Origin of the sequence: Pseudomonas sp. R43(2017) (assembly GCF_002112345.1) — a bacterium.
In the GTDB taxonomy this organism is placed as follows: domain Bacteria; phylum Pseudomonadota; class Gammaproteobacteria; order Pseudomonadales; family Pseudomonadaceae; genus Aquipseudomonas; species Aquipseudomonas kribbensis.
This window is the reverse complement of sequence record NZ_NEHJ01000005.1, coordinates 272,606-297,173: the sequence shown is the minus strand read 5'-3', so window position 1 is coordinate 297,173 and position 24,568 is coordinate 272,606. Positions and strand designations below refer to the sequence as shown.

The 24,568-nt window shown below is 61.9% G+C and carries 20 protein-coding genes; 1 reads left to right on the top strand and 19 read right to left on the bottom strand.

The genetic code is table 11. The annotated features are described in order from the left end of the window. Positions 1–14: 14 nt before the first annotated feature. The 18 genes from CAG02_RS16230 to hutC all read right to left on the bottom strand — a co-directional run bounded on the left by CAG02_RS16230 (position 15) and on the right by hutC (position 22,429). The gene (locus CAG02_RS16230; RefSeq protein ID WP_085711037.1) at positions 15–812 is read right to left on the bottom strand and encodes a transporter substrate-binding domain-containing protein; all 798 of its coding nucleotides are present in this window, start codon (positions 810–812) and stop codon (positions 15–17) included. Positions 813–1,058: 246 nt separating this feature from the next. Next, positions 1,059–3,629, bottom strand: a complete 2,571-nt coding sequence (gene mdoH / locus CAG02_RS16225; RefSeq protein WP_085711036.1) for a glucans biosynthesis glucosyltransferase MdoH — start codon at positions 3,627–3,629, stop codon at positions 1,059–1,061. After that, positions 3,622–5,436 carry a glucan biosynthesis protein G gene (locus CAG02_RS16220; RefSeq protein ID WP_085711291.1) on the bottom strand — a complete coding sequence of 605 codons (1,815 nt, stop codon included), beginning with the start codon at positions 5,434–5,436 and terminating at the stop codon, positions 3,622–3,624. Before CAG02_RS16220 ends, mdoH begins: the two co-directional genes overlap by 8 nt. Positions 5,437–5,757: 321 nt before the next feature. Beyond that, positions 5,758–6,195 (bottom strand): D-aminoacyl-tRNA deacylase, encoded by a 438-nt coding sequence (gene dtd, locus CAG02_RS16215; protein WP_085711035.1) that lies wholly within the window; start codon positions 6,193–6,195, stop codon positions 5,758–5,760. Next, on the bottom strand, positions 6,192–7,163 hold the full coding sequence (gene pip / locus CAG02_RS16210) for a prolyl aminopeptidase (protein WP_007952436.1): 972 nt from the start codon (positions 7,161–7,163) through the stop codon (positions 6,192–6,194). The genes dtd and pip overlap by 4 nt, the downstream gene beginning before the upstream one ends. Before the next feature lie 104 nt (positions 7,164–7,267). After that, on the bottom strand, positions 7,268–8,173 hold the full coding sequence (locus CAG02_RS16205; protein WP_085711034.1) for an alpha/beta hydrolase: 906 nt from the start codon (positions 8,171–8,173) through the stop codon (positions 7,268–7,270). After that, positions 8,173–9,120, bottom strand: a complete 948-nt coding sequence (locus tag CAG02_RS16200) for a choline ABC transporter substrate-binding protein (RefSeq protein ID WP_085711033.1) — start codon at positions 9,118–9,120, stop codon at positions 8,173–8,175. The genes CAG02_RS16205 and CAG02_RS16200 overlap by 1 nt, the downstream gene beginning before the upstream one ends. 148 nt (positions 9,121–9,268) lie before the next feature. Further along, positions 9,269–10,069 carry an N-formylglutamate deformylase gene (gene hutG, locus CAG02_RS16195; protein WP_085711032.1) on the bottom strand — a complete coding sequence of 267 codons (801 nt, stop codon included), beginning with the start codon at positions 10,067–10,069 and terminating at the stop codon, positions 9,269–9,271. A gap of 10 nt (positions 10,070–10,079) precedes the next feature. After that, on the bottom strand, positions 10,080–11,285 hold the full coding sequence (hutI, locus tag CAG02_RS16190) for an imidazolonepropionase (RefSeq protein ID WP_085711031.1): 1,206 nt from the start codon (positions 11,283–11,285) through the stop codon (positions 10,080–10,082). Between the two features lie 100 nt (positions 11,286–11,385). After that, positions 11,386–12,918: a histidine ammonia-lyase gene (hutH, locus tag CAG02_RS16185; RefSeq protein WP_085711030.1), complete on the bottom strand. Its 1,533-nt coding sequence runs from the start codon at positions 12,916–12,918 to the stop codon at positions 11,386–11,388. A 117-nt stretch (positions 12,919–13,035) separates the two neighbouring features. Next, positions 13,036–14,559, bottom strand: a complete 1,524-nt coding sequence (gene hutH / locus CAG02_RS16180; protein WP_085711029.1) for a histidine ammonia-lyase — start codon at positions 14,557–14,559, stop codon at positions 13,036–13,038. Between the two features lie 134 nt (positions 14,560–14,693). Then, the gene (locus tag CAG02_RS16175) at positions 14,694–15,524 is read right to left on the bottom strand and encodes a glycine betaine/L-proline ABC transporter ATP-binding protein (RefSeq protein WP_085711028.1); all 831 of its coding nucleotides are present in this window, start codon (positions 15,522–15,524) and stop codon (positions 14,694–14,696) included. Continuing rightward, complete coding sequence (locus tag CAG02_RS16170; protein WP_085711027.1) at positions 15,521–16,372, bottom strand: proline/glycine betaine ABC transporter permease; 852 nt, start codon at positions 16,370–16,372, stop codon at positions 15,521–15,523. The genes CAG02_RS16175 and CAG02_RS16170 overlap by 4 nt, the downstream gene beginning before the upstream one ends. An 83-nt stretch (positions 16,373–16,455) precedes the next feature. After that, positions 16,456–17,424 (bottom strand): ABC transporter substrate-binding protein, encoded by a 969-nt coding sequence (locus tag CAG02_RS16165; RefSeq protein ID WP_085711026.1) that lies wholly within the window; start codon positions 17,422–17,424, stop codon positions 16,456–16,458. A 71-nt stretch (positions 17,425–17,495) separates the two neighbouring features. Beyond that, the gene (locus CAG02_RS16160; protein WP_085711025.1) at positions 17,496–18,968 is read right to left on the bottom strand and encodes a cytosine permease; all 1,473 of its coding nucleotides are present in this window, start codon (positions 18,966–18,968) and stop codon (positions 17,496–17,498) included. Between the two features lie 81 nt (positions 18,969–19,049). Beyond that, positions 19,050–20,732, bottom strand: coding sequence for a urocanate hydratase (gene hutU, locus CAG02_RS16155; protein ID WP_085741054.1), 1,683 nt, complete (start codon positions 20,730–20,732; stop codon positions 19,050–19,052). A 420-nt stretch (positions 20,733–21,152) separates the two neighbouring features. Then, on the bottom strand, positions 21,153–21,722 hold the full coding sequence (locus CAG02_RS16150; protein ID WP_085712793.1) for a HutD family protein: 570 nt from the start codon (positions 21,720–21,722) through the stop codon (positions 21,153–21,155). Beyond that, on the bottom strand, positions 21,719–22,429 hold the full coding sequence (gene hutC, locus CAG02_RS16145) for a histidine utilization repressor (RefSeq protein WP_162803449.1): 711 nt from the start codon (positions 22,427–22,429) through the stop codon (positions 21,719–21,721). Before hutC ends, CAG02_RS16150 begins: the two co-directional genes overlap by 4 nt. A 145-nt stretch (positions 22,430–22,574) precedes the next feature. Between hutC and CAG02_RS16140 the strand changes: the two genes are divergently transcribed. Beyond that, on the top strand, positions 22,575–23,939 hold the full coding sequence (locus CAG02_RS16140) for a formimidoylglutamate deiminase (protein ID WP_085712792.1): 1,365 nt from the start codon (positions 22,575–22,577) through the stop codon (positions 23,937–23,939). Between the two features lie 48 nt (positions 23,940–23,987). On the opposite strand, the gene CAG02_RS16135 is transcribed toward CAG02_RS16140, so the two are convergent. Next, complete coding sequence (locus CAG02_RS16135) at positions 23,988–24,557, bottom strand: lipocalin family protein (protein ID WP_085712791.1); 570 nt, start codon at positions 24,555–24,557, stop codon at positions 23,988–23,990. Positions 24,558–24,568 lie beyond the last annotated feature (11 nt).

Below are 24,568 nucleotides of genomic sequence, written 5' to 3'. Positions count from 1 at the left end.
TCTATAGGACCGAGTTATTCCATGTCCTTGAGCCACTCGGTGCTCTTGAACCACTTGTCATGGATGCGATCGTAGGTGCCGTCTTCGTGGATCTGGTGCAGGAAGTTGTTGATGAAGTTGATGCTGTCGTAGTCACCCTTCTTCAGACCGAAGGCCAGCGGCTCGTAGGTGAACGGCTTGTCGAGGAACACCAGCTTGCCGGCGCCGACCTTGTTCACCGCCACCACGTTGTACGGCGCGTCGTAGATGAAGGCGTCAGCCTTGCCGTTGACCACGTCGAGCACGGCTTCCTGCTCGTTGTCGTAGCCGTGGTACTTGGCCTTGGCGATGAGCTTTTTGGCGACCATTTCGCCGGTGGTGCCGAGCTTGGAGGTGATGCGGTAATCCGCGGTGTTCAGGTCTTTATAGGACTTGATGGTGCCCTCCAACTCCTTGCGGATCAGCAGGGTCTGACCGACCACGATGAACGGTTCGCTGAAGTTCAGGCGCAGGTTGCGTTCCTGGGTCAGGGTCATGCCGCTGCCGATCATGTCGAACTTGTCGGTCATCAGCGCCGGGATGATGCCGTCGTAACCGGTCGAAACCAGCTCCAGCTTGACGCCCATGGCCTTGGACATGGCTTTGAGGATGTCGACTTCGAAACCGATGATCTCGCCGCGCTTGTTGGTCATTTCGAACGGCATGTAGGTCGGGTCCATGCCGACTTTCAACGTGCCGCGCTTGACCGCGTCATCGATTGCGCCGGCCTGCGCCGCATTGACTGCAACCAGTGCCGTGACGCCGACCAGCAGCATCGACAGATACTTCTTCATCTTCAAGTCCCCAAAACCATTGCGTTTGCGGCGCGAAAACCGACAGAGATGGACAAAAGCGTCCGGGTGCGCCAATTCGGGGACGGATGCTAACGCACTCGTCCGTTTGCACAAGGTTTTTTGATCAGTTGTTGCCGGATGGGACGCAGAGCATCCCGGTCTGCATTCCCACGCAGAGCGTGGGAACGAGTCACCAGCGCTGGTCATCGGCAGGCAAAAAGAACCCCGCTTTCGCGGGGTTCTTCATCAGGCCGGCTGTGCCTGCAGGCTCACAGGCTTGAGCGGCAACAGCGGCGCATGGGGATCGGCTTTCACCGACGCCCGCCACGCGTCCAGCCACTCGGCGTGACCTTCGGCCCACACTTGTTCGTGCAGACGGGCCAGGGCCACCGGATCGCTCAGCAGTTGCAGGCGATCATGGTTGTTCAGGCCGGCCGGGCCGACCTTGATCGCGTGACGCACGCGTTCCTGACGCAGCCATTCGATCGGCTCGGCCTGGCCGTGACGCGAGGTCGCCAGCGAGCACGCCAGGGCGTTCTGCTGCGGATCGACCACGGCGCGGACGAAGCCGTCGTTCAGCGCGTGCCAGCGGTTTTCGTGGGTGTACTGATCAGTAGCCAGCAGCGCCTGTGGCGGATTGTATTCCTCAGGGATGAGGAACAGGCTCTCGTCACGGGACTTGAGGCCCAGACCGACGCGGCTGGAAATCACCGACACCGGAATCGACAGCATCAGCGAACCGACGATCGGCACCAGCCACCACAGGAAGCTCGGGTTCAGCCAGATCACCAGCAGCGCCCAGAGGAAGCCCAGCAGGGTCTGCGGACCGTGGCGCTTGACCGCCTCGCTCCATGGCGTGGAGTCATCGTCACGCTGCGGCGAGTTCCAGGTCGCGGCCCAGCCGAGGAACGCGGCCAGAACGAAACGGGTGTGGAAAATCATCCGCACCGGCGCCAGCAACATGGAGAACAGCATCTCCAGCAGCATCGACAGGGTCACCTTGAACTTGCCGCCGAACTCTTTCGCGCCCTTGGCCCAGATCAGGATGATGCTCAACAGCTTCGGCAGGAACAACAGCACGATGGTCGTCGAGAACAGCGCAATCGCCTTGTCCGGGTGCCACTGCGGCCACAACGGATAGAGCTGGCGTGGTTCGAGGAAGTACTGCGGCTCCATCAGCGTGTTCACCGCCAGCAGCGCGGTGGACAGCACCAGGAAGAAGAACCACAACGGCGCCGACAGGTAGGACATCACGCCGGTCAGGAACACCGCGCGGTGCACCGGGTGCATGCCTTTTACCAGGAACAGGCGGAAGTTCATCAGGTTGCCGTGGCACCAGCGACGGTCACGCTTGAGCTCGTCGAGCAGGTTCGGCGGCAGTTCTTCGTAGCTGCCCGGCAGGTCGTAGGCAATCCACACGCCCCAGCCGGCGCGGCGCATCAGCGCGGCTTCAACGAAGTCGTGAGAGAGAATCGCACCGGAGAACGCACCTTTGCCCGGCAACGGCGCCAGGGCGCAGTGGTCGATGAACGGCTTCATGCGGATGATCGCGTTGTGACCCCAGTAGTGGGATTCACCCAGCTGCCAGAAGTGCAGGCCGGCAGTGAACAGCGGGCCGTAAACGCGAGTGGCGAACTGCTGCATGCGTGCATACAGCGTGTCCATGCCCGAAGCGCGCGGCGCGGTCTGGATGATACCGGCGTCCGGCGTGGCTTCCATCAAGCGCACCAGACTGGTCAGGCATTCGCCGCTCATCACCGAGTCGGCGTCGAGCACGACCATGTACTTGTAGTCACCGCCCCAGCGACGGCAGAAGTCGTCGAGGTTGCCGCTCTTGCGTTTGACGCGACGACGACGGCGGCGATAGAAGATCTTGCCGAAGCCCTTGGCTTCACGGCAGACATCCAGCCAGGCCTGCTGTTCGGCCACGCAGATATCGGTGTCGTTACTGTCGCTGAGCACGAAGAAGTCGAAGCGGTCCAGGTCACCGGTGGCCGCGACGGACTCGAAGGTCGCGCGCAGACCGGCGAACACCCGAGGCACGTCTTCGTTGCAGATCGGCATCACCAGTGCGGTGCGCGCGTCTTTCGGAATCGGTTCATTACCGGCACTTTTACCGGAGATCCGGTATTTATCGTGACCGGTGAGCAACTCGAGGAAGCCCATCAGCGCGGTCCAGAAACCGGCCGACACCCAGCAGAACAGAATCCCGAACATGATCAGGATGCTGGTCTGCAGCGCATACGGCAGCACTTGCGTGGCGGTTTGCAGCAGCGGTTGATGCAGGACTTCTTCCAGATCGACGAACGACCAGCCCTGGTACGGCATGATGCCTTTCATGTACCAGCCGGCGACGATGGTCTGGCCGAGCATCAGGATCAGCAGGATGTAGCGACGGATCGAACCGACGGTGCGCCAGCGGGCGGCCGGCAGCACGTTCTGGTCTTTCGGCGGCTGCGGCGGGTTGGTCCGGCCGGTCAGGCGACGCCAGCCACGCACCAGGATATTGGTGCGCCACGGCTCCGGCACGACCTTGGTCCGACGGATCGGCGGCGTGGCCTTGAGGCTGACCCGGCCGCTGGCGTCGAGCACCAGCATTTCCGCGTCTTCCAGCTCTTCGGCGGTGCTCAGGGTCAGGCGCTTGCCCACCGAAGCCTGGGCGGCTTCGGTCGGCGCGTCGAACGTCGAGGACGACAGGCGTTGATGCAATTCGCTGAAGGACTGGCAGCCCGCGAGTTCCGCGCGCTGCTCGTCGGTCATCGGCAGATGCGCCAGATACTCGGACAGAGTCTCTGGCTGTACTTGAGAGTTACTCATCGGCAGGCAACTGATAGCTCCAGGTCTCGGTCAGGACTTCTTCAGTCGAGGCCGGTTCCGGTGTGGCTGGGGCCGCGTCCGCAGCCGCTGGCTGCTTGGCGTCTTTGTTGGCCTTGTCCTTGGCATCTGCCGCTGGCTTGGCGTCGGCCTGTTTGGCTTCGGCGGCCTTGGCTTCCTTGTCGGCTTTTTCCTGTTGCTTGGCGGCGATCTTGTCGGCCTTGGCAACCGAGGAGTTGGAAGCCGGCAGCGAGGTCTTGGCCAGATCGGCCGGCACGATGTTCTGCACCAGCGCGGCACGCATCTCGGTCGACTTGCTTGCGTCCTTGATCTTCATCCGCAGGGTCAGGCGCCAGCCCTTGGTTTCCGGGTTGTAGCGCACGCTGTTCTCGACCAGTTCGGCGTTGTCGCCGACGCTGACCTGGCTGCGCACGTCCGCATCCGGGGCCAGGGCCGCCAGGGACGGGCCTTCGAAGTCGACCAGGTAGGCAACGCTGCCATCCGGCTGACGGATCAGGTTCGATTGCTTGACGTCACCGGTGGAACGCAGGGTCTGCTTGACCCAGGCGCTGTCCGGCGCGTGGATTGCCGCTTCGTCCATGGTCCAGTGCATGCGGTAGGCGAAGTCCAGCGGCTGGCCTGGTTCCGGCAGTTTTTCCGGGTTCCAGAACGCAACGATGTTGTCGTTGGTTTCGTCGGCGGTCGGGATCTCGACCAGATCGACGGTGCCCTTGCCCCAGTCACCCTTCGGCTCGATCCAGGCGCTTGGACGCTTGTCGTAGCGGTCGTCGAGGTCTTCGTAGTGGCTGAAGTCACGGCCACGCTGCAGCAGACCGAAACCACGCGGGTTTTCGACGCTGAACTGGCTCACGGCCAGGTGTTTAGGGTTGTTCAGAGGACGCCAGATCCACTCGCCGTTGCCGGCATGGATCGACAGACCGCTGGAATCGTGCAGTTCGCGACGGTAGTTGAGCACTTTCGACGGCTGGTTGGCGCCGAACAGGAACATGCTGGTCAGCGGCGCGATGCCGAGCTTGCCGACCTTGTCACGCAGGAACATCTGGCCTTTGACGTCGACAATGGTATCGCTGCCCGGGCGCAGGATCAGGCGGTAGGCGCCGGTCGCGCGCGGCGAGTCCAGCAGGGCGAAGATCACCAGGTGCTTGTCGCCCGGCTTCGGCTGCTGAATCCAGAACTCGCGAAAACGCGGGAATTCTTCGCCGGACGGCAGAGCGGTATCGATCGCCAGGCCACGGGCCGACAGACCGTAGGTGTGACCCTTGCCGACGACGCGGAAGTAGCTCGCGCCCAGCATGGTCATGATTTCGTCTTGCTTGTCAGCCTTGTTGATCGGGTACAGGACACGGAAACCGGCATAGCCCAGTTGTTCGGTGGCCTTTGGATCGAACTGCAGATCGCCGAAATCGAAACGGCTCGGATCGTATTTGATCTCTTCGACGGTGTTCGCGGTGATTTCGTTGATTTTCACCGGCGTATCGAAGTGCATGCCCTGATGATAGAAGGACAGCTTGAACGGGTTCTTCTGGTCGGCCCATTCGGCTTTTTCGGTGCGGAAACGAATCTTCTGGTAGTCCGCGAACTTCATGTCACGGAATTCGTTCGGCAGGTTGCTGCGCGGGGCTTCGAATTTTTGCCCGGCCAGCTCTTTGGCCTTGGCCGACACATCGTCAAGATTGAATGCCCAAAGCTGGCCGGCGCTGAGCAGGCAGAGCACTGCCGAGCCCGCTACCAGAGCGCTGCGCAAGCGTTTGGCAGACAATTTTGCTGCATTACAGGGACTAACAATCACGAGCAACCCTCGCCGAAAACAGATCAATAAACCAACGGCCAGATGAAGTGCCTGTGAGGTTTTCGGTACAAAAATACCGGCCTTGCAGGGCACCCTTGCCAAGTTGGCGAGCATTGTTCCGACTCCGCTGGGGCAAAATGATTCCCCAATCGGATCCGGACAAGTCTCTACCTAAGTCAAAATGGACCAACGAACGCTGATCCCCGTAGCGCGCGATTATCTAGTAGCCCGCGTGACAACGCATCAGGGGTAACAAAGTATTTATCGCGAAAATTCCCTGTTTTCAGTCGAAAAGCCCTTAAAAACTTGTTTCAAGCGCTTTCATGTCTGTAACAGGAAGGTTACCGGGCCATCGTTGACCAGGTGCACCTGCATATCCGCGCCGAATCTACCTGATGCCACAGTGCCATGCATCTGTTTCGCTTTGCTTAATAGATAGTCGAACAATTCCTCGCCCAGCGCCGGAGGGGCGGCGGTCGAGAAACTCGGACGCAGCCCGCTTTTGGTGTCGGCAGCCAAGGTGAACTGAGAGACCAGCAGCAGCCCGCCGCCCACATCCGCCAAAGACAGATTCATCTTGCCTTCGGCGTCACTGAATACTCGATAGTTAAGCAGCTTATGCAGAAGTTTGTCGGCGCTGGCCTGCGTGTCGTCGGGTTCGACCGCCACCAGCACCAGCAAACCCTGATCGACGCTGCCGACCACCTCCCCCTCCACTTCGACCCGCGCGCCTTTCACGCGCTGCAAAAGCCCCTTCATGCTTCTTCGGGCGGCAGGTCGAGCAGGCGCCGGGCCATTTTGCTGGCAGCGCGCACAAGTGCATCGGTGATACCCGGCTCGGAGGCGGCGTGACCGGCATCGCGGATCACCTGCAGCTCGCTGTTCGGCCAGGCCTGATGCAGCTCCCACGCATTGTCGAGCGGGCAGATCACGTCGTAGCGACCGTGGATGATCACGCCCGGCAAATGAGCGATCTTGCCCATGTCGCGAATCAGCTGGTTCGGTTCGAGGAAGGCGTTATTGGTGAAGTAGTGGCATTCGATCCGCGCAATCGACAAGGCGCGCTGCGGCTCGGAGAAACGGTCGACCACCAGCGGGTTCGGGCGCAGGGTCGCGGTGCGCCCTTCCCAGGTCGACCAGGCTTTGGCGGCGTGCATCTGGGCGATCTGGTCGTTGCCGGTCAGGCGTTTGTGGAAGGCGCTGAGCAGGTCGTCGCGCTCGTCCAGCGGGATCGGCGCGAGGTAGTCCTGCCAGTAATCGGGGAACAGACGGCTGGCACCGGCCTGATAAAACCATTCGATTTCCTGCGGGCGGCAGAGAAAGATCCCACGCAGGATCAGACCATGCACGCGCTCCGGGTGAGTCTGCGCGTAAGCCAGCGCCAGGGTCGAACCCCAGGAGCCGCCGAACAGCACCCATTTATCGATGCCCAGGTGTTTGCGGATGCGCTCGAGGTCTTCGACCAGATCCCAGGTGGTGTTGTTTTCCAGACTGGCGTGGGGGGTGGAGCGACCGCAGCCACGCTGGTCGAAGGTGACGATGCGATACAGGTTCGGATCGAAGTAGCGACGGCTCTGGGCATCGCACCCGGCGCCCGGGCCACCATGGATGAACACCACCGGCAAACCTTCCGGTGAACCGCTTTCGTCGACGTACAGCGTATGGGTGTCGTCGACGGCCAGATCGTGCCGTGCGTGAGGTTTGATCTGCGGAAACAAAGTCTGCATTGCGCGCTCCGTAAGGGGTCGAGGTCATCCCTGGGGGGACTTCTATTATTCTGCCGTCCGGCATCATAAACCCGATTTACGTCAATGAGCATGCCCGTGCGCTGTCACATTTTGTCAGCCATGAACCCCAGCAGGTTTTCGTAGAGGCGATCGACTTCGGCGACCTGATGCCGCGCCCGCAGGCAGCCGTGCACCAGCCCTTCGCCGTAATACAGCGTGGCCTCGCCCCCGGCGGCGGACAGTCGTTCGGCGTAGCACACACCGTCGTCGCGCAACGGATCGAACTGCGCCACGCCGACCCAGGCCGGGGGCAATCCGCTGAAGTCATCGGCGAGCAACGGCATGGCCCAGGCATTCGGTTGTGGTGTGCCACGCAGGTATAGCGCGTGATAACAATCCACGTCGCTGCTGGAGAGTAACGGCGCATCGACGCATTCGCTGCGCGACGGCAGATGCTCGCCGCCACCCAGTCCGGGATAGATCAGCACCTGGGCTTTGGGCGGCGCTTCGCCGGCATCGCGCAGGGCCAGGCACAACGCAGCAGCGAGATTGCCGCCGGCACTGTCGCCGGCCACCAGCATGCGCTCGGGGTCGAAGCCGAACGATCCGCTGCGCAGGGCACGCCAGACACTCAGGCAATCGTCGAAACCGGCAGGAAACGGATGCTCCGGCGCCAGCCGATAATCCACCGCCACCACCATCGCTCCCAGCGCCATGGCCAGTTCGCAGCAGATGAAGTCGTGGGAGTCCAGCCCACCGACCACCCATCCACCACCGTGCAGGTACACCACGCAGGATGGTGACGCCGCAGGTGGGCGATAGGCGCGAACCGGCACCGCGCCCAACCGAAAGTCCTCTACCTCAAGCCCTGCCGGTCGCGGCGGGGTGAACGCCCGGCACATCTCGTCATAGCCCCGGCGCAACCCGACAAAGCTGCTGTCATCACTGGCGAAGCTTTCGGTTCTGGCGACAAACGCCGCCATCGCCGGTGAAAGTGGATAAATGCCCATCAGTTTTTCAGGCTGGCCTGAACCGTGGCCACGCCGTCCTTGCCATCAAAACTGCTGACACCTGCCAGCCAGCGCTGCAGATCTTGCGGATGCTCACGCAGCCAGGTCTTCGCCACTTCCTGAGGTGTCTTGCGCTCCATGATCGGCACCATCAACTGGCTTTCCTGGGCGGCGGTGAAGGTCAGGTTTTCCAGCAGTCGATGGACGTTCGGGCAGCGCTCGGCGTAGTCCGGCGCGGTGACGGTGGAAACGGTGGCGGCGCCTTCGTTCGGGCCGTAGACATCTTCGCTGCCGGTCAGGTAGGTGATTTTCATGTTGATGTTCATCGGATGCGGCGTCCAGCCAACGAACACCACGAACTCCTTGCGATTCACCGCCCGCTGCACGGCGGCGAGCATGCCGGCTTCACCGGACTCGATGATCTTGAAATCCTTCAGGCCGAAATGGTTGGTTTCGATCATGGTCTTGATCGTGGTGTTGGCACCGCTGCCGGGCTCGATGCCGTAGATCTTGCCGCCGAGCTGATCCTTGAATTTTGCGATGTCGCCGAAGGTCTTCAGCCCCGCCGCCGCAACGTAGTCCGGCACTGCCAGGGTTGCCTGGGCATCCGCCAGGCTTGGCTTGTCCATCACTTTGACTTGATTGGCAGCCAGGAACGGCGCGATGTTCTTGTCCATCGCCGGTTTCCAGTAGCCGAGGAAGATATCGAGGCGTTTGTCGCGGATGCCGGCAAAGATGATTTGCTGCACGGCGCTGGTCTGTTTGCTTTCATAACCGAGACCATTGAGCAGCACGTCGGCCATGCCGCTGGTGGCGATCACGTCGGTCCAGTTGACCACGCCCATGCGCACGGTTTTGCAGGAAGCATCGTCGGAAGCCATGGCGCCGGCGCTGAGCAGCGCACTGCCGGTGAGGATTAACGCACAACGAGTGAACAGTTTTTTCATGTGGGATCGTCTCGTGCGGCAGCGGTTTATTGTTCGGATCGGTGTCTTCTTGCACCGTGGCCGAAACATTACGCAGCAGGCGAGACGGAAAAGCGACCTGTGGCGACCGGGATTTGCACGGTGGCGACAGGCGCTCTCCAAAACAGACTCAGTTGTAGTGCTTTGCGCCCCAGGCGAGCAGCCCTTGCAGCAACTCCTTGAGCACCACCCGCGTCGGCTCCGCCAGATCGGCGCGGTAGCGGAACGGTTCGAACTCTTCCATGTAGGTGCACTGGCCCAGCTCCAGTTGCACGGCGTGGATGTTTTCGGCCGGGTTGCCGTAGTGACGGGTGATGTGGCCGCCCTTGAAGCGTCCGTTCAGCACATGGCTGTAATCGCCGTGACGGGCGCAGATCGCTTCCAGTTGCGTGGCCAGTTGAGGATCGCAACTGGCACCGTTGAAGGTGCCGAGGTTGAAGTCCGGCAGCTTGCCGTCGAACAGGTGCGGGATGATCGAACGGATCGAGTGCGCATCGAACAACAGTGCGTAACCGAACTCGGCCTTCAGCCGCGCCAGCTCTTCCTGCAGGGTGCGGTGGTACGGCGTCCAGATCTGCTCCAGGTACGTCGCGCGTTCTTCTTTCGACGGTTCCTTGCCTTCCTTGAACAACGGAATGCCATCGAACAGCGTCGCCGGGTACAGCCCGGTGGTGGCGCCGGCATACAACGGCTTGTCGTCGGATGGCCGGTTCAGGTCGATGACGAACCGCGAATACTCGGCCGCCAGGGTGCTGGCGCCCAGTTCGGCGGCGAAGTCGTAGAGCTGCGGAATATGCCAGTCGGTGTCCGGCAGGTTTTTCGCGTCCGGGATCAATCCGGCCTCGACCGCCGGGGTCAGGCGCACACCCGCGTGGGGCATGCTGATCAGCAGCGGCACGCGACCTTGTTTGAAATTCAGAACCTTATCCACAACCGCTCTCCTACAGACTTGATTCAACGCCGTGACGCACGACGCGTTTGTCCAGTTCACCACCCAGCCAGTAGGCCAGATCCGCCGGCCGGTCGATCTGCCAGGCGACGAAATCCGCGACCTTGCCGACTTCCAGCGAACCGTGGGTCTCGGCCATGCCCAAGGCCTGCGCCGCATGAATCGTGGCGCCGGCCAGGGCTTCTTCCGGGGTCATGCGGAAACAGGTACAGGCCATGTTCAGCATCAGGCGCAACGACAGCGCCGGCGAAGTACCGGGGTTGAGGTCACTGGCGATGGCGATTTTCACCTTGTGCTTGCGCAGGGCTTCCATTGGCGGCAACTGGGTTTCACGCAGGAAGTAGAACGCGCCCGGCAACAGCACTGCGACGGTGTCGGACTTGGCCATGGCAACAGCGTCGTCTTCATCCATGAATTCCAGGTGATCGGCGGACAACGCGTGATACCGCGCCGCGAGGCTGGAGCCGTGCAGCGACGACAACTGCTCGGCGTGCAGCTTCACCGGCAGGCCGAGTTTTTGCGCGGTGATGAACACCCGCTCGACCTGCTCCGGGGAGAACGCCAGGTATTCGCAGAAGGCATCCACTGCGTCCACCAGCCCTTCGGCGGCCAGTGCGGGCAGCATCTCGGCGCAGATGTGATCGATGTAATCGTCGGCGCGATCCTTGTATTCCGGCGGCAACGCGTGAGCAGCGAGACAGGTGCTGCGCACGCTGATCGGCAGTTCGTCGGCGAGGCGACGGATGACCCGCAGAATCTTGCGTTCGCTGGCCAGGTCGAGGCCGTAGCCGGACTTCATTTCGACCGTGGTCACGCCATCGCGCATCAGGCTTTTCAGGCGTTTGGCGGCGCTGGCGAACAGTTCGTCTTCCGAGGCTTCGCGGGTGGCGCGCACGGTGCTGGCGATGCCGCCGCCGGCTGCGGCGATCTCGGCGTAGCTGACGCCTTGCAGGCGTTTCTCGAACTCACCGCTGCGGTTACCGCCGAACACGGTGTGAGTGTGGCAGTCGATCAGGCCGGGGGTGACCCACGCGCCTTGCAGATCGTTGACCGCCGGGTATTCGCCGGACGGCAATTGAGTGCGCGGGCCGATCCACTCGATGTGTGCACCGGACGTCACGATGGCCGCATCCTCGATGATCGAGTAGACGCCTTGCGCCATGGTTGCGACGTGGCAGTGTTGCCAGAGGGTTTTCATCCCAGGTCCTCGTCTTGTTCAAAATCGATTCGCGAGCAAGCTCGCTCTCACAGAGGATTGCGTTTCAACTGTGGGAGCGAGCTTGCTCGCGAAGAGGCCATCACAGGCTCGGCAGCAACTTGGCCGGAACCAGTTCAGTCAAAATGCGCGAAGCCAGCAGCTCGGTCGCGGCATTGATGTCCGGCGCAAAGAAACGATCCTTCTCGTAGAACGGTACTTCGCGACGCAGGATGCCCCGGGCCTTTTCCAGTTTGGCCGAGGTCTTCAGGCCGTTGCGCAGGTCCAGCCCCTGCACCGCCGCCAGCCATTCCACCGCCAGAATGCCGCGGGTGTTTTCGGCCATTTCCCACAGGCGCTTGCCGGCAGCCGGGGCCATGGAGACGTGGTCTTCCTGGTTGGCGGAGGTCGGCAGGCTATCCACCGAGTGCGGATGAGCCAGTGCCTTGTTCTCGCTGGCCAGGGCGGCCGCAGTCACTTGGGCAATCATGAAACCGGAGTTCACACCGCCGTTGGCCACCAGGAACGGCGGCAGTTGCGACATGTGTTTGTCCATCATCAGCGAGATACGACGCTCACTCAGGGAGCCGATTTCAGCGATGGCCAAAGCCATGTTGTCTGCGGCCATGGCCACCGGCTCGGCGTGGAAGTTGCCGCCGGAAATCACGTCGCCTTCAGCGGCGAAAACCAGCGGGTTGTCGGAGACGGCGTTGGCTTCGATGACCAGCACTTCGGCAGCCTGACGGAACTGGGTCAGGCACGCGCCCATGACTTGCGGCTGGCAGCGCAGCGAGTACGGGTCCTGGACCTTTTCGCAGTTCTGGTGCGAGTCGGAGACTTCACTGCGCTCGCCCAGCAGATCTCGGTAGGCAGCGGCGGTGTCGATCTGGCCTTTCTGGCCACGGGCGGCGTGGATGCGCGCGTCGAACGGCGAACGCGAACCGAGCACCGCTTCCACCGTCAGACCACCCAGCGCCAACGCGCCGGCGAACAGGTCTTCACCTTCGAACAGACCGCGCAGCGCGAATGCGGTGGAAACCTGAGTGCCGTTGAGCAGCGCCAGACCTTCTTTCGCCGCCAGCGTCAGCGGCGTCAGACCGGCGACTTTCAGCGCTTCGGTGGCTTCCATCCACTCGCCCTTGTAGCGCGCCTTGCCCTCTCCCAGCAGCACCAGCGACATGTGCGCCAACGGTGCCAGGTCGCCGGACGCACCGACCGAACCTTTCAGCGGAATGTGCGGATAAACCTCGGCATTGATCAGGGCGATCAGCGCGTCGATCACCACGCGGCGGATACCGGAGAAACCACGGCTGAGGCTGTTGACCTTGAGCACCATGATCAGACGCACCAGCTCATCGCTGATCGGCTGGCCGACGCCGGCGGCGTGGGACAGCACCAGCGAACGCTGCAGGTTTTCCAGGTCTTCGCTGGCGATGCGGGTCGAGGCCAGCAGGCCGAAACCGGTGTTGATGCCGTAGGCGGTGCGGTTCTCGGCGAGGATCTGCTCGACGCAGGCGACGCTGGCTTCGATCTGGGCCGAGGCGCTGCTGTCGAGAGTCAGCTTGACCGGTTGCTGATAGACATCACGCAGTTGGGCCAGGCTCAGTTGGCCGGGGATCAGGTTCAGCGCAGTCATTTAAATGCTCCTTTTGAGAGATTGTTATTAACTACCAGTCGCTCCGGAGCATTCCGTTATCCGTCGCCTCTCGTCTTTTGGACGATCCGCGCCTTGGCACGCTGGTATGGGTAATTGTCAGTGCAAATTCGGCAGTACGTTGTGCAGCAGATCCGGGGCTTTCAACACGCTCGCGGCAGCGGCGATATCCGGCGCCAGCCAGCGGTCCTGATCGTAGGCCGGGACTTTCTCGCGCAGCAGTCGCCACGCCACATCGGTACCGGCGCCGAAGCGTTGTTCCTTGAGGAACTCAAAGGCCTGAGCCGCCAGCAGGTACTCGATGGCGAGGATCTGCGTGCAGTTTTCCAGTGCGCGATGCAGCTTCAGCGCGGCGTTGGTGCCCATGCTCAGGTGATCTTCCTGCAGGCCCGAAGTGACGTAGTTGTCGAGCACCGCCGGTTGCGCCAACTGGCGGTTTTCCGCGCACAGCGACGCGGCGACGTATTGCACGATCATCATCCCGGAGTTCACCCCCGGATTGGCCACCAGGAACGCCGGCAGACCGCTGACATGCGGGTTGATCAAACGGTCAAGACGCCGCTCGGCAATCGAGCCGATTTCGGCCATCGCGATCGCCAGCAAGTCCGCTGCCAGCGCCACCGATTGCCCGTGCGGGTTGGCCTGGGACATCACCCGGAAGTCGTCCGGCGTGCCCAGCAGCAACGGGTTGTCGGTGCAGCCGTTGAGTTCGGTTTCGATCTGCTTGATCGCGTGTTGCAGTTGATCGCGGGCAGCGCCGTGTACCTGTGGGATAGAGCGGATGCTCAGCGCATCCTGGGTGCGAATGCCTTTGCTCTTCGCGATCACTTCACTGCCATCGAGCAGCGCCCGCAGATTGACGCCGACCTGTTGCATGCCCGGGTGCGGCTTGAGCGCGATGATCTCGGCGTCGAACGCGGCGATCTGGCCGCGCTGGGCTTCGAAACTCATGGCGCCGACCACGTCGGCCCATTGCACCAGTCGCGTGGCATCGGCGATGGCAAGGCAACCGAGACCGGTCATGCACGGCGTGCCGTTGACCAGGCACAAACCGTCCTTCGCCCCGAGTTGCACCGGTTGCAGGCCTTCTTCGGCCAGCGCCTGTTGCGCAGAGACAACCTGCCCGCGATAGCTGACGTTGCCCACGCCCAACAGCGCAATACCGATGTGGGCCATGTGGGTCAGATAACCCACCGAACCCTGGGACGGCACTTGCGGGGTGATACCGCGATTGAGCAGCGCCAGCAGTGCTTCGACCACTTGCCGATGAATCCCGGATTTGCCGTGGCTGTAGTTGCGGATTGCAGCGCACATGATGGCGCGGGTCTGCTCGTCGGCCAGTACCGGGCCGACGCCGCAGGCGTGGCTGAGCAAGGTGTTGCGCGACAACTGGCTGAGTTGTTCGCCCTGCAGCGAGACGTTGGACAGACCACCCAGACCGGTGTTGACGCCATAGGCGCGCTCGCCGCTGGCGACGATACGCTGGACGATGCCCTGAGCATTTTCGATGCGCGCCCAGGTCTGGGCCGACAGCTCGAGCTGCGCGCCGTGACGGGCTACCGCGACCACATCCTGCCAACGCATCGGGGCGTCGGCGATAACGATTTTTTCAGCCTGGGACATCTAAAACCTCAACCATAATATCGATACAGCTTCACCGACCCCTTCGCGAGCAAGCTCGCTCCCACTTTGAAACGCGATCTCCTGTGGGAGCGAGCTCGCTCGCGATGGCGCCTGCAGCCTCAACACAAATCTTCTTAAACCACCGCCGCCCGCCGCTGCACGAAGCGGTCGACATATTCGTCCGCCGGCGAGTGCAGGATCTCTTTCGGCGTGCCGACCTGAATCAGGCGGCCGTCCTTGAGGATCGCGATGCGGTTGCCGATGCGCACGGCCTCGTCGAGGTCGTGGGTGATGAAGACGATGGTCTTGTGCAAGGTCTTTTGCAGCTCCAGCAACTGATCCTGCATCTCGGCGCGGATCAGCGGGTCGAGAGCGCTGAACGCCTCGTCCATCAGGATGATGTCGGTGTCCGCCGCCAGGGCGCGGGCCAGGCCCACACGCTGGCGCATGCCGCCGGAGAGCTGGTGCGGGTATTTGTTTTCGTAGCCCTTGAGGCCCACGGTGTTGATCCAGTGCAGCGCGCGCTCGGCGCACAGTTGCTTGCTCTCGCCGCGCACTTTCAGGCCGTAGGCGACGTTGTCGAGCACGGTCTTGTGGGGCAGCAGGCCGAAGCTCTGGAACACCATGCTGATCTTGTGCCGGCGAAATTCGCGCAGGGCGTCCATGTCGTATTGCAGGATGTCCACGCCGTCCACCAGGATCGCGCCGCTGGTCGGGTCGATCAGGCGGTTGAAGTGGCGAACCAGCGTGGATTTGCCGGAGCCGGACAGACCCATGATCACGAAGATCTCGCCGGTGCCGATGCTCAGGGACAGGTCGTTGACCCCGACCACGCAACCGGTCTCGTTCAGTACCTGCTCCTTGGTTTTGCCCTGGCCGACCATGGCCAGCGCGTCCCTGGAACGGTTGCCGAAAATCTTGAAGACGTTTTTGACTTCGATCTTGCTCACGGTTGCGTTGCTCATTTGCTCACCTCATGCCGTGGCCGACCGTACGCCTGGGTAATGCGGTCGATGACCACTGCGAGAATCACGATCGCCAGACCGGCTTCAAGACCGCGTCCGACGTTGAGGGTCTGGATGCCTACCAGCACATCTTCTCCCAGGCCACGGGCGCCGATCATCGAGGCGATCACCACCATCGACAGGGCCATCATGGTGGTCTGGTTGATCCCGGCCATGATGCTCGGCAGGGCCAGCGGCAGTTGCACGCCGAACAGTTGCTGCCAGCGGTTGGCGCCGAAAGCGTTGATGGCTTCCATCACTTCACCGTCGACCTGGCGGATGCCCAGATCGGTCAGGCGGATCAGCGGCGGCGCGGCGTAGATCACGGTGGCGAAAATCGCCGGCACCTTGCCCAGGCCGAACAGCATCAGCACCGGGATCAGGTACACGAAGCTGGGCATGGTCTGCATGATGTCGAGCAGCGGCATCAGGAACGAACGCAGGCGATTGCTGCGGGCCGAGAGGATCCCCAGCGGCACACCGATCAGCACCGAGATGACCGTGGCGACCATCATCAGCGCCAGTGTCTGCATGAGTTTGTCCCACAGGCCGACGGCGCCGACCAGGAACAGCAGACCAACGATCACGGCGGTGGTCACGACCTTGCGCGTGGCGTGCCAGGCAACGCCCGCGACGATGGCCAGCATCAACCACCACGGTGCAGCGCGCAGCAGGCCTTCAAGGTTGACGATGGCCCACAGCAGGGTGTCGGAGATATGGCGGAACACGTCACCGTAGTTGGTGACCAGTGCATCGACCCAACCGTTGACCCAGTCGGCGATGGAAAACGTAAAGCGTTCGGGAAACATAAGCGGCTCTCAATCAGAAATCTCAATCAAGCGATGACGGCAATTCTCCCGGCCAGCCTCACGGTTAGCCGGGAGGTATCGACCTACAGCGCCGCGTCGATTTTCTTGGCAGCGTCGTCGCTGACCCACGCATGCCAGACCTCAGGATGTTCCTTGAGGAAGATTTTCGCCAGCTTCGGCGACTCGATCCGCTCCTTGGTCATGCGACCCAGGTTCTGGTTCAGCAGGTCGATCGGCAGGTTGACCTTTTCCAGCACGGCCACCAGCTCCGGGGCTTCCTCGTGGAAGGTCTTGGACAGGCCGACCTTGATGGTCACGCGCTTGTCGACGCCCGGTTTCTCTTCCAGTTTGACCGCGTCGATCTGGCCCATCAGCGGGGTTGGCGACCAGTAGTAGAACAGGATCGGCTCGCCGCGCTTGTAGCTCGACAGCACCGCCGCATCCAGCGCCGGGCCGGTGCCCGGACGGAAGTTGGTGTAGCTGTTTTCCAGGCCGTAGTTTTTCAGCATTTCGCTGTTGTCCAGCTCGCAGGTCCAGCCGGCCGGGCAGTTGTAGAAGCGGCCCTTGGACGGCTCTTCGGCGTCCTTGAAGATCGCCGAGTATTTGCCCAGGTCAGCGATGTTTTTCAGGTCCGGCGCCTTGGCTTCGATCTTGCGCTTGGCATCGCCTTCGATCACGTAGCGCGGCACGTACCAGCCTTCCACTGCACCGACGACAGGCGCGCCGACACCCACGACCTTGCCGGCCTTCTCGGCCTTGTTCCAGACCTCGCTGCGGCCGACCCACTCTTCGGCGAACACTTGAATATCGTTGCTGCTCAGGGCGTTTTCCATGGTGATGGAGTTGCCCGGCAGGCTGTCGGTCTTGCAGTCGTAACCTTTCTCCAGCACGACCTGCAGCACGTCGGTCAGCAACATCGCGCTTTCCCAGTTCAGGCCGGCGAATTTCACCGGTTTACCCGATTCGCACCAGCCGGCAGCCTGGGTGGCGCCGGCACTGGCCAGCAGGCCCATGGACAGCAATGTGGTCAGCAGGGTCTTGTTCGATTTCATTGTTGTGACGCTCCTAATCATGAATTGGCTTACGGCAGTTCAAGAGGCATCCAGCCCTGTCCACGTCCAGATCAGGCCTGCGCCGCAGCGCGGCCGGTCCCGTTTGCTTCAGGTTGTACAACGCTGTTCTGCTCGACCGGCAGAATCAGGTGATCGGGCACGCTGCCGTGCCATTTCTTTGCGCACACGTAGTAAAGCGCGGCGGGCAGCACCAGACCGATAATCCACGAGATATCCACATCACCCAGTGCGGCCACCAGCGGACCGGTATAGAACTTGGTGGAGATGAACGGCAGCTGCACCAGCACACCGAACACATAGACGCTGATCCCGAGGAGGTTCCAGCGGCCGTAGCGACCGTTCGGATCGGCCAGCGCCGGGACGTCGTAGTGCTCACGGGTAATGCAGTAGTAGTCCACGAGGTTGATCGCGCTCCATGGCGTGAAGAACGCCAGCAGGAACAGGATGAAAGACTTGAACGCCCCGAGGAACGAGTGCTGGCCGAGCAAGGCGATCAGAGTCGCGGCACCGACGATCACCAGCACGAACACCAGACGCTGCATCCGGGTGACCGTCAGGTGGCCACGGAAGCCGCTGATGATGGTGGCGATGCACATGAAGCTGCCGTAGGAGTTCAGGGTGGAGATGGTCACCTTGCCGAACGCGATGCTGAAATACAGTAGCGCCGCGGTGGCACCGGTGCCGCCCAGACCGACGATGTAGGCCACTTCATGACCGGCGAACTGACCGTTGGCCGAAGCCGCCGCGAACACACCGAGGATCATCGCCACTTGCGCGCCGATCACCGAACCGGCACCGGCAGCAAAGAAGGTTTTCACCGAGGAAACCTTGCTCGGCAGGTAGCGCGAGTAGTCGGCTACGTAAGGGCCGAAGGCGATCTGCCAGGACGCCGCCAGCGACACCGCCAGCAGGAAACTGCTCCAGCTGAAGTGACGGATTTGCAGGAGTGCGCCGACGTCCACCTGACTCATCAGACGGCTGAACAGGTAAACGAAAGCAATCACGCCGATGACACTGGCGATACGGCCGATCCAGTGAATCACCCGATAACCGAGCACCGTGACCACCACGATGACGCTGGCGAAGAGCAGGATGCCGACGGTGTCGCTGACCCCGAACAACTGGCCCAGCGCCTGACCCGACAGTACGGTGCCGGTCGCGGTGAAGCCGAGGTACATCAGGCACACCAGCACGATCGGAATCGCCGCACCATAAACCCCGAACTGCACACGGCTGGAGATCATCTGCGGCAGGCCCAGCTTCGGCCCTTGCGCCGCGTGCAGCGCCATGACGCCGCCGCCCAACAGTTGACCGATCAACAGACCGATCAGCGACCAGAACACATCACCGCCCAGTACCACGGCCAACGCCCCGGTGACAATCGCGGTGATTTGCAGGTTGGCACCCATCCACAGGGTGAACTGACTGAATAGACGACCGTGTCTTTCCGCTTCCGGGATGTAGTCGATCGAACGCCTTTCGATCAACGGTTTGTTGCTTGCACGATCGGTGTTGCCAGCCATGATTCAACCTCTGTGGATTGTTCTGGGTTTTGTTGTTGTATTGGCTTGAGCGGGAGCGAGCGCGCTCGCCCCCGCAGGTTTTTATTTGCCGGTGATCATCGGCAGGTTCAGCCCTTGCTCCTTGGCGCAGTCGATGGCGATCTGGTAACCGGCATCGGCGTGACGCATCACACCGGTGCCCGGGTCGTTGTGCAGAACGCGAGCGATGCGCTCGGCCGCTTCATCCGTACCGTCGCAGACAATCACCATGCCCGAGTGTTGGGAGAAGCCCATGCCGACGCCGCCGCCGTGGTGCAGCGAGACCCAGGTCGCGCCGCTCGCGGTGTTCAGCAGGGCGTTGAGCAGTGGCCAGTCGGAGACGGCATCCGAACCATCCTGCATCGATTCGGTTTCGCGGTTCGGGCTGGAGACCGAGCCGGAATCGAGGTGGTCGCGGCCGATCACGATCGGTGCCGACAGTTCGCCGCGACGGACCATTTCGTTGAACGCCAGACCGAGCTTGGCGCGCTGACCCAGGCCGACCCAGCAAATGCGTGCTGGCAGACCCTGGAAGCTGATGCGCTCGCGGGCCATGTCCAGCCAGTTGTGCAGGTGGGCGTCGTCCGGGATCAGTTCTTTGACTTTGGCGTCGGTCTTGTAGATGTCCTGCGGATCACCCGACAGCGCCGCCCAGCGGAACGGGCCGATGCCACGGCAGAACAGCGGACGGATGTAGGCCGGCACGAAACCCGGGAAGTCGAAGGCATTCTCGACGCCCTCTTCCTGAGCCATCTGGCGGATGTTGTTGCCATAGTCGAAGGTCGGGATGCCTTGCTTCTGGAAGTCCAGCATGGCTTTGACATGGACGGCCATCGATTGCTTGGCGGCCTTGATCACAGCGGCCGGTTCGGTCTTGGCGCGGGCGCGGTATTCGTCCCAGGTCCAGCCGGCCGGCAGGTAGCCGTTGAGCGGGTCGTGGGCGCTGGTCTGGTCGGTGACCATGTCCGGACGCACGCCGCGACGGACCAGTTCCGGGAGGATTTCGGCGGCGTTGCCCAGCAGGGCGATGGAGATCGCCTTGCCTTCTTTGGTGTACTTCTCGATGCGGGCCAGGGCGTCGTCGAGGTCTTTGGCCTGCTCGTCGACGTAACGGCTTTTCAGGCGGAAATCGATGCTCACCTGCTGGCATTCGATGTTCAGCGAGCAGGCACCGGCCAGGGTTGCGGCCAGCGGCTGGGCGCCGCCCATGCCGCCGAGGCCGGCGGTCAGGACCCAGCGGCCCTTCAGGTTGGAATCGTAATGCTGGCGCCCGGCTTCAACGAAGGTTTCGTAGGTGCCCTGGACGATGCCCTGGCTGCCGATGTAGATCCAGCTGCCGGCGGTCATCTGGCCGTACATGGCCAGACCTTTGGCGTCGAGTTCGTTGAAGTGTTCCCAGGTCGCCCAGTGCGGTACCAGGTTGGAGTTGGCGATCAGCACGCGCGGGGCATTGCTGTGGGTCTTGAACACGCCGACCGGCTTGCCGGATTGCACCAGCAGGGTTTCGTCGTCATTCAGGTTGGTCAGGCTTTCGACGATTTTGTCGTAGCACTCCCAGTTGCGCGCGGCGCGGCCGATGCCACCGTAGACCACCAGCTCTTTCGGGTTCTCGGCCACTTCCGGGTCGAGGTTGTTCATCAGCATGCGCAGCGGCGCTTCGGTCAGCCAGCTCTTGGCGGTCAGCTTGTTGCCGCGCGATGCACGAATTTCAACGTCACGGAATTTAGTAGTTTTTGCGTCAGTCACGAAAAAGACTCCTCAGCGATCAATTCAAACCAACCCTGGCGATGGGCAAGCGGCTTGTGCGCTTCAATGCGCGACAAGCGAATCAGGGACGCTGCGGAGAACCTCTGACGACTCATACGCATACGTCTTTACTTGTACATACAAGCATATGCAATCGAGCGGCCAACTTGTTGGAGGGCTGTTCAACAAAAATGCCGGACACGGCTGGAGGACGCCTGTATCAAGGGCTGTGGCGTGTATGAATTTTTTCGCGAGATGGGTTTGAACAAGCGGAAGGCGAGTTCATGTGCGTGGTTTTGCGCCACGCTGGGGCGTTCGGTAACAAGTTGGTGCGCGTTCGGGAACGTCGGGATGAAAAAAACCGCCGCTCTCAACAGCCCCTACAGGCACTGTTCAAAGCGGCGGTTTTTCAGGGATCGATCAGTGTGCAGTCAGTTCGATCACACAGCAGCCCGCGTTGACGGCGATTTCCACCAGACCGGTGTTGCCGTCCAGTTGCAGGCAATCATGCCGGCCAAGTTGCGCAGCACTGTCACCGACCTGCACTTGCAGCAACTCGCTGACACTGAAAACGAGAACGGTGCTGGCGGAGCTGAAAAACCGTTGCTCGCCATCCAGCCACTGCAAACGAGCGCTGTAACGCTGCGGTGCGTAGATCAGGTTGAAATCGCGGATCGCCCCGCCGAGCAGGGTGCAGAAGACCTGGCTTTCGCCGCTGAAGGCAAACGGGTCTAAGGGTAACAGCGGCCGGGTGTCGTCACCGTCGACGCACAGGGTCATACCGTCGCCCTGCAACACCGTGATCACCCGTTGATAACCGGTGAACGTCGAGAAGCCACCGGATTCGGCGATGTCGGCAATCGACAGGCGCCAGCCGAAACCGTCGAGACCGGCACCGGCGTCACGGGTGATTTCCTCGGTGCTGCCGCCGCCGTTTTTCCACGGCATGCGCGGGTAGCCTTCGGCGCGTAAAACCTTCACTTCACTCATTTATGAAAGCGTCCTTCCAGACGATGACGGGAACCGGGGTGGATCAGGCGCGCGGCGGTCACCGGCTGACGGCCCGACCAAGTACGGCGACGGATCAGCAGGCACGGCTCGCCTTTTTCGATCTGCAGCAATTTGCATTCGGACGGCTCGGCGAGGATCGCTTCGACCACATGCTCGCCTTCGGTCAGCGGCGCAACCTGGTTCAGATAGGCGTACGGCGTTTGCAGGGTGAAGTCCTGCTTGAGGTATTCCGGGGCGACCAGCGCGTTGACGAAGCGGTCTTCGATCTGCACCGGAATGTCGTTCTCGTAATGCACGATCAGCGAGTGGAACACCTTCTGCCCTTCGCGCATATCCAGCGCCAGGGCGCGCTCGGAACCGGCGGCCTCTTCCTCCAGTGTGATCACCTGGCAGGTATGGCGATGGCCACGGGAAGCGATTTCGTCGGCGATGTTGTGCACTTCGAACAGCGCGGACTGGCTCTTCGGCTCGGCGACGAAGGTGCCGACACCTTGCATGCGCACCAGCAGACCATCGGCGGTCATCTCGCGCAGCGCGCGGTTGATGGTCATGCGGCTGAAGCCCAACTGGCTGACCAGCTCGCTTTCCGACGGCACGCGGTAATGCGGCGGCCAGTTACCACTGTCGATCTGCTGGGTGATCATCTGTTTGACGCGGGCGTACAAGGGCGCCGGACTGTCGCCCATGTTCGCGGCCAACGGAGAAACTGGAGGCGGAGTCGGCACGATGGATCCCTGTTCATTGGATAAGGTTGCTAGCTTGCCGGAGTTTACCGGGCAGGCAAACGTCTGTATATGTATATACAAATAACACACGATGGGGTGCTGAACCATGTCCGCCTTCTTTGCCGAACGCGCGCTGCTGCCTAACGGATGGGCCAACAATGTACGTCTCGAGGTCAGCGCCGATGGCGTATTGACCCGAATTCAGGCCGATTCCACCGCAGACGGCGCCGAACGGCTGAGCGGTCCGCTGCTGCCCGGCATGCCGAATCTGCACTCCCACGCGTTCCAGCGAGCGATGGCGGGGCTGGCAGAAGTGGCCGGCAATCCCAACGACAGTTTCTGGACCTGGCGCGATCTGATGTACCGGCTCGTCGGAAAAATCAGCCCGGACCAGCTCGGCGTGATTGCCCGTCAGCTGTACATCGAAATGCTCAAGGCCGGTTACACCTCGGTCGCCGAATTCCATTACGTTCACCACGATCACAACGGTCAGCCGTACGCCGATCCGGCGGAGCTGGCGTTGCGCATCAGCCAGGCCGCCAGCTCCGCCGGCATCGGTCTGACTCTGTTGCCGGTGCTTTACAGCCACAGCGGTTTCGGTGGCCAGACGCCGAACGAAGGTCAGCGCCGCTTCATCAACAGCACCGAAAACTACTTGAAACTGCAATCGCGCCTGCAACCGTTGCTGGCGCAGCAGAAGGCCCAGTCGCTGGGATTGTGTTTCCACTCGTTGCGCGCGGTCACGCCGCAGCAGATCAGCGAAGTGCTGGCGGCCAGCGACAAGCAATGCCCGGTGCACATCCACATCGCCGAACAGCAGAAGGAAGTCGACGACTGCCTGAGCTGGAGCGGTCGCCGTCCGCTGCAATGGCTGTACGAGAACACCGAAGTCGATCAGCGCTGGTGCCTGGTCCACGCGACTCACGCCAATCCGGAAGAAGTCACGCTGATGGCCAAGAGTCGCGCCATTGCCGGTCTGTGCCTGACCACCGAGGCCAACCTCGGCGACGGGATTTTCCCGGCGGTGGATTTCCTCGCTCAGGGCGGACGCATGGGCATCGGTTCCGACAGCCATGTGTCGTTGAGCGTGGTGGAAGAATTGCGTTGGCTGGAATACGGCCAGCGTCTGCGCGATCAGCGGCGCAACCGCTTGTATGGCGCGGATCAACCGATGGTTGGCCGCACGTTGTATGACGCCGCACTGGACGGTGGCGCTCAGGCGCTGGGCCAGCCAATCGGCGCGCTGGAGGTCGGCAAACGCGCCGACTGGATTGTGCTCGATGGCAGCGATCCGTATCTGGCCACGGCCAGCGGCGACGGGATTCTCAACCGCTGGCTGTTTGCCGGTGGTGATCGTCAGGTGCGTGACGTGCTGGTCAACGGTCAGTGGGTCGTTCGCGAAGGGCGACATGCCGGGGAAGAGGACAGCAATCGCGCCTTCACCCAGGTGCTGCGAGAGCTGTTGGGCTGACACAAAAAAACCTGTGGAGGGCAACCTCCACAGGTTTTTTGTTGCGCGTCAGTTGGACGTCTTGGCCATCTGCTGATCCGATGCCCGCCAGATCAACCGTGTGGTGTCGTAACCCTGCTGACGCGCCTTGCTCAGCAGTTCTTCGCGCACCACACCATTCACGGTCGGCGTACGCGACAACAGCCACAGGTAGCGACGGCTCGGGTCGCCAACGATGGCGGTCTTGTAGTCGTCGCTGACGTACAGCACCCAGTATTGGCCCTTCGCCGAGCCCGGAATCAGCCGCGAAAACCAGGTATCGAACTCGACCCACAATTTGTCGGTCTTGCCCGGCACCTGTGGATAAGCCGTGCCCTTGACCTCTTCCCATTGCCAGTCCTTGGTCAGGCAACGGTTGAACACGCCCAGGTTGCCATCCGACTCGAGCGTGTAACGGGCTTCGGATTGTGCACAGTTGCGCTGGAAATACATCGGCAGTCGCGCCAGTTCGTACCAGGTACCCTGATAACGCTTGAGGTTGACGCTGTGGACTGTCTTGGGCGCCAGCGGATCTTCACCGGTGGTGGCGCAGCCGGCCAGTACCAGGCCGGCAAAAAGGACAAGCAATAACCGCTTCATTGTTTTTCTCC

Coding starts and splice junctions, on each gene's coding strand:
- CAG02_RS16135 (WP_085712791.1), bottom strand. CDS start 24,557: ATGAAGCGGTTATTGCTTGTCCTTTTTGCCGGCCTGGTACTGGCCGGC.
- CAG02_RS16170 (WP_085711027.1), bottom strand. CDS start 16,372: ATGTTTCCCGAACGCTTTACGTTTTCCATCGCCGACTGGGTCAACGGT.
- hutI (WP_085711031.1), bottom strand. CDS start 11,285: ATGAAAACCCTCTGGCAACACTGCCACGTCGCAACCATGGCGCAAGGC.
- CAG02_RS16160 (WP_085711025.1), bottom strand. CDS start 18,968: ATGGCTGGCAACACCGATCGTGCAAGCAACAAACCGTTGATCGAAAGG.
- CAG02_RS16140 (WP_085712792.1), top strand. CDS start 22,575: ATGTCCGCCTTCTTTGCCGAACGCGCGCTGCTGCCTAACGGATGGGCC.
- hutH (WP_085711030.1), bottom strand. CDS start 12,918: ATGACTGCGCTGAACCTGATCCCCGGCCAACTGAGCCTGGCCCAACTG.
- dtd (WP_085711035.1), bottom strand. CDS start 6,195: ATGAAGGGGCTTTTGCAGCGCGTGAAAGGCGCGCGGGTCGAAGTGGAG.
- hutH (WP_085711029.1), bottom strand. CDS start 14,559: ATGTCCCAGGCTGAAAAAATCGTTATCGCCGACGCCCCGATGCGTTGG.
- CAG02_RS16200 (WP_085711033.1), bottom strand. CDS start 9,120: ATGAAAAAACTGTTCACTCGTTGTGCGTTAATCCTCACCGGCAGTGCG.
- CAG02_RS16150 (WP_085712793.1), bottom strand. CDS start 21,722: ATGAGTGAAGTGAAGGTTTTACGCGCCGAAGGCTACCCGCGCATGCCG.
- CAG02_RS16165 (WP_085711026.1), bottom strand. CDS start 17,424: ATGAAATCGAACAAGACCCTGCTGACCACATTGCTGTCCATGGGCCTG.
- pip (WP_007952436.1), bottom strand. CDS start 7,163: ATGCAGACTTTGTTTCCGCAGATCAAACCTCACGCACGGCACGATCTG.
- CAG02_RS16230 (WP_085711037.1), bottom strand. CDS start 812: ATGAAGAAGTATCTGTCGATGCTGCTGGTCGGCGTCACGGCACTGGTT.
- mdoH (WP_085711036.1), bottom strand. CDS start 3,629: ATGAGTAACTCTCAAGTACAGCCAGAGACTCTGTCCGAGTATCTGGCG.
- hutC (WP_162803449.1), bottom strand. CDS start 22,429: ATGGGCGACAGTCCGGCGCCCTTGTACGCCCGCGTCAAACAGATGATC.
- CAG02_RS16175 (WP_085711028.1), bottom strand. CDS start 15,524: ATGAGCAACGCAACCGTGAGCAAGATCGAAGTCAAAAACGTCTTCAAG.
- CAG02_RS16205 (WP_085711034.1), bottom strand. CDS start 8,173: ATGGGCATTTATCCACTTTCACCGGCGATGGCGGCGTTTGTCGCCAGA.